We start from the raw sequence: 13,456 nt of genomic DNA, 5'->3' as shown, positions 1-13,456 counted from the left end.
TTAATAAAATTTTAGGCCGACAAGTTGGTTATTCATTTGTTTTGGATTGATTTTTACTAGCTATTTTAAAATAAGCTATCTTTATAAATCAGTTTTAAAAACAGGATATGAAAATTGCTCCAGAAATAAAAAGAGATATTAGTTATGAAAGTGCCGGAAAATTTGAAGAAACACGATTTGAAAAAATTCATATTGAAATTTTCAATACTGCTTCAGAAGCATCAATACTAGTTGCGCAGGAAATCGCTCAATTGATTGCTTCTAAACGGTCTCAAAATAAAATTTGTGTGCTTGGCTTGGCTACAGGTTCATCTCCCATTAAGGTTTATGAAGAATTGGTTCGTATGCATCGCGAAGAGAACCTTAGTTTTAGCAATGTCGTTACTTTTAATTTGGATGAATACTATGCTTTGAAGAAGGAGAATCATCATAGTTATCATTATTTTATGCACGAGCATTTGTTCATTCATATCGATATTAAACCTGAAAATATTAATATTCCAGACGGTATAGTGCCAATCGATGCACTGAAAGACTATTGTATCGCCTATGAAAATGAAATAAAAAATGCTGGTGGACTTGATTTTCAGTTGTTAGGAATTGGTCGCACGGGTCATGTGGGCTTTAACGAACCTGGTTCTCATATAAATTCGGGTACCCGAATAATAACTTTAGATCATATAACAAAAGTGGATGCTTCATCTGATTTTAATGGAATCGAAAACGTCCCAAAAAGAGCCATTACCATGGGTGTTTCAACTATTCTTAAATCTAAAAGAATTGTTTTGATGGCTTGGGGCCAAAATAAAGCCGATATTATTAATAGAACAACGCAAGGCGAGATAAGCTCAGAAATTCCAGCGACTTTTTTACAAAACCATACTAATACTACTTTTGTTTTGGATCAATCAGCGGCTTCAGAGCTAACCCGTTTTAAAACGCCGTGGCTCGTTCAAGACTGCAATTGGACCGTAGAACTTAAATGTAAAGCGATTGTTTGGTTGTGTTTAAAAACCAATCGATCCATATTAAAACTGACTGATAGAGACTACAACAATAACGGCATGTCTGATTTGCTTGCTTTAGAAGGATCCGCATACGATTTAAATATTACTATGTTCAACGTTTTGCAACATACCATAACCGGATGGCCTGGAGGAAAGCCTAATAAAGACGATTCAAAAAGACCCGAGAGAGCAAATCCAGCTATAAAGCGAATCATTCTATTCAGTCCGCATCCTGATGATGATGTGATTTCCATGGGAGGTACTTTTTCAAAACTCATAAAGCAAGGACATGATATTCATGTAGTATATCAAACTTCAGGAAACATAGCAGTTACTGACGAAGAGGCTTTAAAATATGCGGAAGTAGGCAAAGACTTTGTGGGTAGTGATGAGTCTAAAATTAATTTTGAATCCGTAATTGATTTCTTGAATAACAAGTCAGAAAACCAAATGGATTGTTTAGAAGTTCGCAGACTAAAAGGACTTATAAGACGGCGTGAATCCCATGCTGCAGTGCGATACATAGGCTTGAAAGAGTCGAATATTCATTTTCTAGATATGCCTTTTTACGAGACAGGACTAATAAAAAAGAATCCAATAAGTATTGAGGATATCGCAATTGTGAAAGCAATTATCGAAAAAATAAAACCGCATCAGGTTTTTGCTGCGGGTGACCTTGCCGATCCGCACGGAACACATGAAGTTTGCCTTAACGCAATTTTTGCTGCAATGGCCGCTTTGAAAGTTCAACCTTTTATGAACGATTGTTGGTTATGGCTGTATCGGGGCGCTTGGCATGAGTGGGAAATTCATGAAATAGATATGGCTGTTCCGCTAAGTCCTGAGGAAGTTATGCTGAAAAGACACGCTATTTTGTACCATCAATCCCAAAAAGATCGGGTGATGTTTCAAGGCAATGATTCTAGAGAATTTTGGGTGCGCGCCGAAGAACGCAATAAGCATACAGCAAAATTGTATGATGATTTAGGCTTAGCTGAATATGAGGCTATCGAGGCTTTTAAACGTTTTGATTATTAAATTTTTTTTGAATACCTATTAGTTATGAAGTACTTTTTAATTTTGTTAATGGCACATTTTATCTCGAATGCTCAGATAAAGGAAGAACAATTAAACCTCATGCCTTGGCCTCAAAACATAAATTTGGGCACTGGTACTTTTGCTTTAAGCAAAAATTTTAAGATAAATATCACGAGAAACCCTAATCCACGGATTTTCATTGGCGCTACTAATTTCCTGCGAAGATTAGATGGCAGAACGGGATTGTTTCTGGAGCAAGCCTTTTTAACGAAGATCAACGAAAAACTAGAAGCCGAATTACAAATTAATTGTCTTCGCAAGGGAAGAATTGAAATTAACGAAGATGAAAGTTATCAGTTGACCGTTACTTCCAATAAAATAATTATTAATGCTAGTAATGATTTAGGGGCTTTGCATGGCTTGGAAACTTTATTGCAATTGCTTCAAAATAACAGTACTTCGTATTATTTTCCAGTTGTTGAAATATCAGATTCACCACGTTTTACTTGGAGAGGCTTGATGATTGATGCGGCACGACATTTCCAGCCGGTTGATGTTATTAAAAGAAATCTTGACGCTATGGCTTCGATGAAAATGAATGTTTTTCATTGGCATTTAGCCGATGATCAAGGTTGGAGAATTCAATTGAAAAATCATCCAAAATTAACAGAATTGGCCTCAGATGGTAATTTTTATACTCAGGAAGAAATCAAAAACATTGTACAATATGCTGGTGAAAGAGGGATTTTGGTTATTCCCGAAATTGATGTTCCTGGACATGCTTCGGCATTGTTGACTGCGTATCCAGAAATAGGAAGTAAAGTAGGCGAAGGCAAAATTAGGTACGAAGTACAAAGAAATTCAGGAATTTTCAATGCAACTTTAGACCCAACAAATCCAAAAACGTATGAAATTTTAAGCTCGATTTTTGATGAAGTATGTCCACTGTTTCCGGGTAGTTATTTTCATATTGGTGGTGACGAAAACAATGGGAAAGAATGGAATGCCAACCCCGCTATTCAAAAATTCAAGCGTGATAATAATTTAATGAACAACCACGATTTGCAAACGTATTTCAACATGAAGCTGATTCCAATGTTGAAGAAACACAACAAGAAATTAATGGGTTGGGAAGAAATAATGACTGAAAACATGTCTAAAGATGCGATAATACATGCTTGGAGAGGGACAAATGAAGGTCAAGAAGCTGGTGGAGCTTTGATCAAAGCCGCAAAGAGTGGTTACAATACCGTTTTGTCTAATGGGTATTACATTGATTTGATGCTGGGTTTAGAAAGTCATTATTTGAATGATCCCTTACCTAAAAAAATCATTCTTAGTCCAGAAGAAAAAGCTAGAGTTTTAGGAGGCGAAGCAGCGATGTGGAGCGAACTCGTAACACCTTTAAATATAGATTCGAGAATTTGGCCAAGAACCGCCGCAATAGCTGAGCGATTATGGTCAAATGCAGAAGTGACTGATATGAAAAGCTTGCGCAAAAGGTTGAAAACTATCTCTTTTCGATTAGAAGAACTCGGAATTACGCATATTAGAAACAAAGAAGTAATTTTGAGAAACATCAGCAACAATCAAGATACACGAGCATTGAATGATTTTTCGAACCTATGTGAACCACTGAAAAATTACAAACGCAACGGTGGCGGAAAGAAATACCGAATGCATTCTCCATTAACCTTATTTGCGGATGCTTGTAATGCCGATGCGGCTCAGGCTTTGGATTTTAACGAAACAGTCAATACCTATCTAGACAATAAAACCGTTGCTAATAGTAGAGCTGTGACTAACTTTTTTAAGAAATGGGTTGTGATGAATAATGATTTAATTGCTTTAAGTACCAATGCTCCTCTTGTACAGCCCCTTTTGCCTTTGTCTCAAATTTTGAGTGATTTAGCAGAGCAGCTTTTACTTGAAATGGATAAAAAACAGAAAGTAAATCCAACTTTAATGAAGGATTTATTAGAAAAATGCAATATCAGAAGTCCCGCCGATGTCGAATTAGCTGTTTACACGAGTCTGAAAAAATTAGTAGAAATAAAATAAAGTTAACGCAGGCTTTCTGAAATAAGATATTTGAATTCCTGTTCGTCGCGACGAACAGGAATTTTTTTTAAATTACTACAAACGAGCGTAAATTTTACTGCTCAAAATGTATTTTTGGAATTCAGTAAATCGGTATTTTTTTCGTATTTTTGCAAAAATTTTATAAAATAAACATTCATGTTAACAGTAAATAATTTATCAGTTCAGTTTGGCAAACGAATTTTGTTTGACGAAGTAAATACGACCTTCACACACGGCAATATTTATGGAGTTATCGGAGCCAATGGCGCTGGAAAATCTACTTTTCTTAAAATAATTGCAGGTGAAATGGACCCAACTTCGGGAAATATTCATTTGGAACCAGGTAAACGTATGTCGGTTTTAAACCAAAACCACAATATGTTTGACGAAAGCACCGTATTGGAGACCGTTATGATGGGGAATAAAACCCTTTATGCGATCAAAAAAGAAATGGATGCTTTGTATTTAGATTACAACGATTCAAATGCAGACAGAATAGGGGAGTTACAAGTACAATTTGAAGAAATGAATGGTTGGAATGCGGATTCTGATGCGGCTTCCATGTTGTCCAATCTTGGAATCACTGAAGAGCATCATTACACTTTAATGGGAGATTTGGAAGGAAAAATAAAGGTTCGTGTCCTTTTGGCACAAGCCTTATTTGGAAATCCAGATTTGCTTATTATGGATGAGCCGACCAATGATTTGGATTTTGAAACTATTGCTTGGTTAGAAAATTTCTTGGCCAACTATGAAAATACAGTTATCGTAGTTTCTCACGACAGACACTTTTTAGATTCTGTTTGTACGCATATTTCGGATATAGATTTCAGCAAAATAAATCATTATTCAGGAAACTATACATTCTGGTATGAATCCAGTCAATTAGCTGCTAAACAGCGTGCACAGCAAAATAAGAAAGCTGAAGAAAAGAAACAAGAGTTAGAAGAATTTATTCGTCGTTTTAGTGCGAATGTAGCCAAATCCAAACAAGCTACCTCTCGTAAAAAAATGATTAGTAAGTTGAATATTTCGGAGATAAAGCCATCAAGTCGCCGTTATCCAGCAATTATTTTTGATCAAGAGCGTGAAGCAGGAGATCAAATTTTGAATGTGCAAAATTTAAGCGCTACTATTGAAGGAGAAATTTTGTTTAAAGGAGTAGATTTAAATATGGCCAAAGGCGATAAAATCGTTCTTTTCTCTAAAGATTCACGTGCAACAACAGCATTTTATGAAATATTAAACGGAAATAAAAAGGCAGATTCAGGAACGTATGATTGGGGAGTTACAACAAACCAAGCGTATTTGCCGGTAGAAAACCATTCGTTTTTTGAGAGTGATTACACACTTGTAGACTGGTTGCGTCAGTGGGTAAAAACTGAAGAGGAACGGGATGAGGTAAACATTCGTAGTTTTCTTGGAAAAATGATTTTCTCAGGAGAAGAAGCTTTGAAAACATGTAGAGTATTATCTGGAGGAGAAAAAGTACGTTGCATGTTGTCTCGAATGATGATGGAGCGAGCTAATGTTTTGATGCTGGATGAGCCTACGAATCACCTGGATCTAGAATCGATTACGGCTTTTAATAATTCATTAAAAAACTTTAAAGGATCCGTTATCTTCACCACACATGATCATGAATTTTCTCAAACGGTTGCAAATCGTGTGATTGAATTAACGCCTAATGGAGCAATTGATCGTTACATGACTTTTGACGATTACTTAGATGATGAAAAAGTACAGGAATTAAGAGCTAAAATGTACACCGTTTAAAAGCAGTTACATCGTTATAAAATGAAAATCTCCCACAACTGTGGGAGATTTTTTTTTAATACTAAAGTCATGTATTCCTAGTCATTTGTGTTTACTGTTGCAGTTGCTATGTTTTAAAAAAGCTAAACAAAATCTATTGATAGTGGTATATAGTTTCAACTATTTCCTTTGTATTAATACTAAAATGGATATCCAATAGCCAAATTAAATACTAAATTTTCTCTGCGCCATGGACCACTTCCAAAATCAATTTTATCCAAAACCCAACGGTCGCCGTCAGCTAAATAGGGTTTTCGCAGTGGGAAGGCAAGATCTGTTCGAAGAATTAGAAATGAAAAATCAAAACGCAACCCAGCTCCAGCTCCAACGGCTATTTCATTCATAAATTTTTTCGAAAATTTGGCTCCTGGTTTCTCTGAATTTTCATTCAATAACCAAATGTTTCCCGCATCTAAAAATAAAGCACCTTTTACTAATCCGTAAATTTTGGCTCGGTACTCCGTATTAAATTCCAATTTTAAATCACCAGATTGATCGGGTAAAAAAGTACTGGTATTTGCCGAGGCGCCATCAAAGCTTCCAGGTCCAATGGAACGGGCTCTAAAAGCTCGTAAACTATTCGTTCCGCCTATAAAAAATTGTTTTATAAAAGGCATTTCTCCTGAATTTCCATAGGCAAACCCTGCGCCTAAAATGATTCGGCTGGCCAGTTGGGAATCAGGTCCTAGTTTATAATAATGTCTAAAATCATTTTCTATTTTTACAAACTGGCTAAAAGGAACATCAAAAATTTTAATTGTATCCCCTTTTTTACTATTTGCTCCTGTAACTAATCCAGCTACATTTCCAGCTAAATCGATTGTGCCTTTGTAATAGAAGGTGTTTTTCTTCCTTTTTTGCAAGGTGTTGGTGTACGTATAAGAGTAGGTTGGCCCAAAGATTAATTGTTTTTCAATCACTTTTCCTAACGATTCATTTGCCAAAATTTGCTCTTGGTACAAGGGAGTAACGTTTTGCGGACTGGCGTAGGTAATCTCCGTAATATTAAACAAATGTTCTTTTCGTTCATTTTCTTTCCACAAATAGCCGAAAGATCCTTTGAAGGTTTGTAAAGAATACAATTTGGTTCTGTTTTGGAATTCATACCCTAATGTTGCTTTCGTTTTTGGTACAAAACCACTGGGAGAATTAAGCTTAAAAGGAGCTACTAATCTTGGCCAAACCAAATTCGCCTCCGTTCCAAAACGGTATACATTAAAGCCATTATTTTGTCCAGAAACTTGTACTTCAACCCCGCCAAAAGCAGAAATGGTCAATAATTCTGCACCTCTGAAGGTATTTCGGTTGCTCCAGTTTAAACTCAGTTCCGTTCCCGTGTAATTTGCTGAATTGGTTTTAGCTAATAGTTCTAGTCGCAGGGATTTCTTGGGTAAGGGAGTTAGATAGTAGTAGACATCTAAGTAATTGCCAATAGTATCTGAAACTCTGAACTGGTTTTTTACAAATTTGAATGTTCCTAAATTCACTAAGCGATTCAACGATAAATTATGATCAGTTCGGTTGTACAAATCATTTTTTTTGAAATACAAAGCCCGATCAAAAATTCGGGGTTTGAATAAATTTTCAGGATCTATGATGGTGAGATCGTTGTATTTTTGGGTAGAGTCCCTATCAATTTTTAAACTATCATTGCCAATTGTGTAATTAGGATAGACGATAATTTTATTAATTCTATAGGGAGTTTCTGCTAGTTTAGGTGCTTCGTCCTTAATTTTTACGATAAGATCAACCTGATGATCAGCGACAGTACTATCAACTTGAACTTTCAGATAATCGGGGTTGAAGTAAAAATAACCTTTTTCTTTTAGTCTGGCATCAATACGAACCCTTTCCTCTTTTATCCGCTCAAGGCTGTATCCTTCCTCTTTTTTTAATAGACTTCGGCGTCTGGTATTTCTTATTTCTTTTGCGATTACTGAAGAATCTAGCGGAAATTTTACTTCTTTGATTTTGTATTGTTTTGCAGGGTTTACAAGATATTCTGCACTTACTTTTTTGCCTTTTCGTGTGGAATCTGCCGCTGTTTTAGCATTGAAATACCCACTGTTTTCAGAGAAATTTTGCAAAACACTTTTGTTGTATTCTAAATCTACTTGGCTGTATAAAACAGGAGCTTCGCCCACTTTGTTCCTCAACCAATAGCGCCATCCTTTTTCTTTCTTTGGCTTTCCAGCCAAATTGTACAGGTACAATTTAGGTCGCAATCCTAAAAAAACACTGTTGGGTTTGGGCCTAACAATAGCCTTTAACTGGCTTTTTAATACTTTGTTTTCCTTTTTAGTAGTTTGCTTTCCTTCCACTTTTACTTTTGCGCCAGTGTACAACAATTCTCCTTCAGGTAAAAACCGAGTGTTGCTGCACGATGAAGCGAGCACGGCTAATAATAGAAAATATAGTAAAGAGCTCTTATTCATCTGACTTATTTTTTGATTCTTGTTTTGCTTTTATAGTCGCTTTTTTTGCTTCATTTTTTGCAAATAACTCTTTAAATTTATTATAGTCCAAAGTGATAACAAAGGCGATGCCAGTTTCAACTACTTCACCTTGAAGTGCTACTTGATACTTGTTCACACGGTACACTCTTATTTTATACCTTCCATCTTTTGAGAGTTGATAATCTAGCGAAACATCTCCTGCAATATTATTTGCATTCTGGTTGACTTGTTGCGGTCCTTCAATGCCAAAACTGCTTCCAACAGTTACTTTTAAACGGTCATTTAATAATTTCTTAGATATTCCAACATTCAAATCAGTCTTGTTTTGCTGCTGCCCAGTGGTATAATCATTCGAAGTATTTAGATCAAAATTAAGTTCGACGCCTTCAATTAGATTACTCGCCAAGTTATTGAGTTGCTGTGACAAAATTTTACTAGCACTTTCTCTGGCTATGGTTGAAACATTGGTTCCTCCAGTTTCACTTGCAAATGGATTTTCACCTATAAAGCGATTCAGCAGGAGTAAGGCAAAAACCTGTTTGTTCATTTCATCAGGTTGCTGACGTAATTGCGTCAATTTAGCCTGTGTCGAATTAATAATTTCTGTTGAAACACTGTTATTCCCTTCCGGCAGAATAATGTCAAAGGAAATAGTTGGTTTCATTAATTCCCCTGTCATTTTAAGATTGGTTTCAAAAGGAATTTTTTGCTTATACGTATTTCTTATCTCGGCAGTAACCGATCCTAGTTGATCGTTGATTAAATCGATTGGAGCAGCTTCTGTTTTATAAATTGCCGTGATATTTATATCGGCCATTGTAGGTTCTCCAGTCCAGAGAATATAACTTCCTTTTTTTATGTCGAATTTTCTTTTGATTGCGTTAAAATTCATTTCGTAACTTCCTTCAGATAGCTCGTATCTGCCGGTTAGTGTTGTTTTTCCTGAGGGATCAATTCCACCGTTCAACTGTGCTTCTCCTTTTAATTTAAGGAAATCCCCATTGGCTTTATCGATAACCAGCGATAATTCAGCATCTTTATCTATTTCAATATTCACTGAGGCGTTGATTCCCTTTATATCCATTTCACTGTTCAGTTCATCTAAAGCAATGGTTTCAACTAGTTGAGGTTTATCTTGGTCTATAAATTCTACAATACCTTCTCTATCGGCTATTGATGGATCTGATTGTGGCAATACAACAGTAAATTTAGTGTCTTTATTTATTTTGATATTGCCCTCTACAATAGGATTTTCAAAATTCCCAGATACTTCTAAATGGTTGTCTAAATACAATTCACCATAATACAGATCATTGTCCTTAGCTTTGGAATTAACGGCTTTAAAATTTTCGGCATCAACGGTTAAATCAAAACCAAAATTCCTAAAATTGGTACTATTAATTTTACCGTTGATGGCTAAGTCATTTTCCAGCTCATCCTTGATAATAAAATTATTAAAAATAATAGCATCGTTGGTAAAGATTATTTTATCATTTATAGATTTGAATTGTGCATTAAGTTGTGTCGCTTTGAAACCGATAGCATTAAATTGTAATTCCCCAACAACTTTTGGTTGGGAGGTATTTCCTGTAATTTTGAAATTCCCGTTCAAAAAACCAGTGCTTTCGGTTATGTTATCCAAAGTGAAGCCTTGAATACTTTTCAAATTTAGTTTTTCGATAGCCAGATTCATATCAAAACTACTCTGATCCGTTTTGTAAAATCCTTCTAGAGCAACTTGATTTCCTTGCCCTGTGATTGCAATTAGGGCATCATATTGGTTTGCAATGCTATTATTGACTTTGATGCTTATGTTGCCAACAGTATCTTTTTTGAAAGTAAAATTTTCAATGTTTAAGTCTGAGGTAAAAAGAGGGGTGGTATTTATATTTTTTACCAATGCATTTCCATTGATCTTACCGCTAAGTTGTAAATCTTTTTTCTCAACAAAACTCGTGATAGTTTTAATGTCAAAATCGTTAAAAGCAATTGCTATTGGAGCATTTTGGGTAGTCGATTCGGATTCAATCCGAAGCTTACTTTCCTCTTTACTCAACTCAAATTCACCTACATAAATTCCTTTTTTGCCAAAACGCACCAAATTGTCTTCTGCTATATTCCATGATTCGTAGTTCAGTAACAAATTAGTTGGTTCCAGATTTATCTCGTTATTTCCGTTTATGCTCTTTAATGTTCCCGAAATTAAATACCGTTCCACGTCCTTAGCATCTTTTAATTGCAAGGTGTAATCCACGCGATTGTTTTCCACTTTACCGTTAATACTGGTGTGTGGCAACTGAATTTGTTTGTTTTGGATGTCGTCTATAACAAAGTTGTACACCAGCGCTTTGTCTTGTGTATCGATTTTTAAAACGGCATTTGTAATCGTGTTTTCTGCGTAAATTAGCTTTGGAATACTACCATTCAAAACAATAGAATCATTTACAGAATTGTATTTTCCGGTTACAGTAATGGGTTCTAGACTTTTCAAATCAGGAATCATTTTTATTATAATCGGGCTATCTTTTATATTAATTGCAAAAGCAAATTGTTGGTTTTCAACTGCTATTTTTCTTGAATTCGGGCTGCTATCATAATATTTTGCAACAGAATTGGATACGGCATCAACAATTTTCGAACCCTTATATTTTCCATTAACCTCAGCATCTAAAAAAGGAGCTTTTATGGATAATGTGTTTTTCTCAGTTGTTGATGTGGCTACCACTGTAATAGAATCGATAACAAATTGATCTTTGGCATTGATAACCGAAATGCTGTGTGCATTGATTGTTCCATTTAGGTAATCTAAATTTGCCGATTGAATGTCAGCATCAACAATACCTCTTATTTTTAATGGTCCTGCATGTAAATTTAACTTTTCCAAATCTGCAATATCCACATTTAATTTTAATTTTCCAGAAGGATATTTGTCTCTAAGACTACCGCTACTCACGACATCAAAAGTCAGATTAGGATCTTTAGCGGAAGCAATTGCATTAAAGTTTCCTTTGGCAATAGCTCCTTTTACATTTATATTTTTGTAAGTATATTTATTGTAGTATGCTTTTTGAATACTTCCGTTTAAGGAGGCTACTGCTGTTTTTGGATCAAAACCGGTTCCCTTAATGTTGGTCTTTAAAGTTACTTTTCCAATGGAATCATTTTTGATAAACTTACCTAAATCAAAATTAGTCAGTTCAGCTTGGACATTATATTTCTCATAATTTTTCCTAGTTTGATCGAATGTTCCTTTGATTTTTGCATTACCAAAGCTACTAATCAAATTCATGTTGGTATTAAAATCGGCAATCGTTCCTTTAAAAGTTCCTTTAGCGCTGAATTGTGATGGGAGCTGAATAGAATTTGTAATTGTTCCTTTAGGTAAAAAGCCAACAAAATCTGTGGCACCCGATTGTAAATCTTTTACGTTCAGGTCAAAATACGTTTTGTTGATATCTGGCAAACCAACAATGCTTCCGCTGGCTGCTACTTTTGTATTTCCAATGCCGCTAATAGCAATGGATGGGAATTGCATGTTTTTTATTTTCCCTTTTACGGTTCCATTGATTAGCAAAATAGCATTGGGATTACTGCTAAATGGATTTGTATTGTTTAAAGTAGGGGCAAAAAGTAAAATGTCTTTGACTCCAACTTTACTTTTCTTAAAATTAGCTATTAATCCTAATTCCCCAGGATTTTTGGCTAAAGATGCAAGGGATGGATAGCCAATTCGGATTTCATCTTTTAATTCTGTTTGCGGTGTTTTTAAATATAATTTTTTAAAGAAAGCATTCTTTTTTCCGTAGAAAAAGTCAGCAGTAAAAGATTGAATGTTTAAGCCACTTTTGTCCTTAATGGAAAGGGAATTAGCCGTTCCAGAAATGTTTTCCGGATTGTAATTCAACGCATCCACTTGCAAGTTTAAATTGGTAAGATTTAAATGGTTGTAATCGATTCCTTTTTGTACTGCTGCAACATTGTTGTTATCGTAGCGAAAATTAATTCGTTTGAACTCTGTTGCATTTACTTTGACTTGCCAATTCGTAGATGGTGTATCATTAGATTCTTGAGTAGTATTTACTTTATCTGATTTACCAAGAGTTAGTGCACCTTCTACGCCGGTAAGATTGAGACTTTCAATAATAGAAAATTTATTATTGAGATCCATTTTGTCAATTTTAGCAAGAAGCTTTTTCAAATAAAAAGTAGTAGCTAATTTTGTGACTTCATTTTTATAATCAAAATCTATTTTGGCTAAATCAATTTCTCCAAGTTTTAAATTTAAAATGGATTCTGGTTCATTTCTTATCATAGCTTCTGCTGTGGAAATGGAGGGTTGCGCTATGCCTTGTTTTAGTTTGAATTTCAAACCATTGATTTTAGCTTTTGGAATTTCAAAGCTCATTTTGTCCAGATCGAAGGTTTTGATTCTTGTTTCAAAATGATTTAGATTAGCATAAATCGTTGTGTTTGTGGTGACATCCTTGTATTTAAATTGAACGCGATCCAGCTTGATTTCTTCGACAGAAAATTGCATGGGTGGCGAATCACTTTTTTGCTTTTCTGGTGAAGCAAATGCTTTGATAATGTAATCAAAATTAAAAATAGCCTTAGAATCTCTGCTTAAATTAGCAGAAATACCTATTAAGTGAACAGAATTAATTTCGACTTTATTGTTCATTAATTGAAATAAACTAATGTCAACAGCCAACTTTTCTCCAGCAAAAAGAGTGTCTTTTTTTTGATCTTGAAAATAAACGCCTTCCAAAATCACTTTTTTAGGCAGACCAATTTCTAATCGGTCAATGGTCACTTTGGTTTTTATTTTTCCTTCCAGGTAGGCTACCGCTTTGCTTTTAGCATAATTTTGAACAGAGGGGATTTGAATGACAATAACCACTGCTAAGAATAATAGAATTACAGATCCTATTATCCAAAGGAAAATTTTTAAACTTTTCTTTAAATATTTTTTCAAACGAGGTAAATTTTTGGCTAAAAATAGCAAATTTAAATCAGAATTGCAATTTCAATCCCAAACGCAATAGCCTATAAAGGTCA

At 34.9% G+C, this 13,456-nt stretch carries 5 protein-coding genes; 3 read left to right on the top strand and 2 right to left on the bottom strand.

Annotation, left to right across the window (positions count from 1 at the left end; all coding sequences use genetic code 11):
* Positions 1-107: 107 nt before the first annotated feature.
* From nagB to BUC11_RS07690, 3 genes are all read left to right on the top strand, one after another.
* Positions 108-2,045: a glucosamine-6-phosphate deaminase gene (nagB, locus tag BUC11_RS07700; protein WP_073353074.1), complete on the top strand. Its 1,938-nt coding sequence runs from the start codon at positions 108-110 to the stop codon at positions 2,043-2,045.
* A 24-nt stretch (positions 2,046-2,069) separates the two neighbouring features.
* Positions 2,070-4,106: a beta-N-acetylhexosaminidase gene (locus BUC11_RS07695; protein WP_073353073.1), complete on the top strand. Its 2,037-nt coding sequence runs from the start codon at positions 2,070-2,072 to the stop codon at positions 4,104-4,106.
* 177 nt (positions 4,107-4,283) lie between these two features.
* Complete coding sequence (locus BUC11_RS07690) at positions 4,284-5,903, top strand: ABC-F family ATP-binding cassette domain-containing protein (RefSeq protein WP_073353072.1); 1,620 nt, start codon at positions 4,284-4,286, stop codon at positions 5,901-5,903.
* A 179-nt stretch (positions 5,904-6,082) separates the two neighbouring features.
* On the opposite strand, the gene tamL is transcribed toward BUC11_RS07690, so the two are convergent.
* Positions 6,083-8,377 carry a translocation and assembly module lipoprotein TamL gene (gene tamL / locus BUC11_RS07685; protein ID WP_073353071.1) on the bottom strand — a complete coding sequence of 765 codons (2,295 nt, stop codon included), beginning with the start codon at positions 8,375-8,377 and terminating at the stop codon, positions 6,083-6,085.
* Positions 8,370-13,373 (bottom strand): translocation/assembly module TamB domain-containing protein, encoded by a 5,004-nt coding sequence (locus tag BUC11_RS07680; protein WP_073353120.1) that lies wholly within the window; start codon positions 13,371-13,373, stop codon positions 8,370-8,372. The genes tamL and BUC11_RS07680 overlap by 8 nt, the downstream gene beginning before the upstream one ends.
* Positions 13,374-13,456 lie beyond the last annotated feature (83 nt).

It is taken from the genome of Flavobacterium xanthum (genome assembly GCF_900142695.1).
GTDB lineage: Bacteria > Bacteroidota > Bacteroidia > Flavobacteriales > Flavobacteriaceae > Flavobacterium > Flavobacterium xanthum.
The sequence above is the reverse complement of the archived record's forward strand: the minus strand, read 5'-3'. Positions and strand labels throughout refer to the sequence as shown.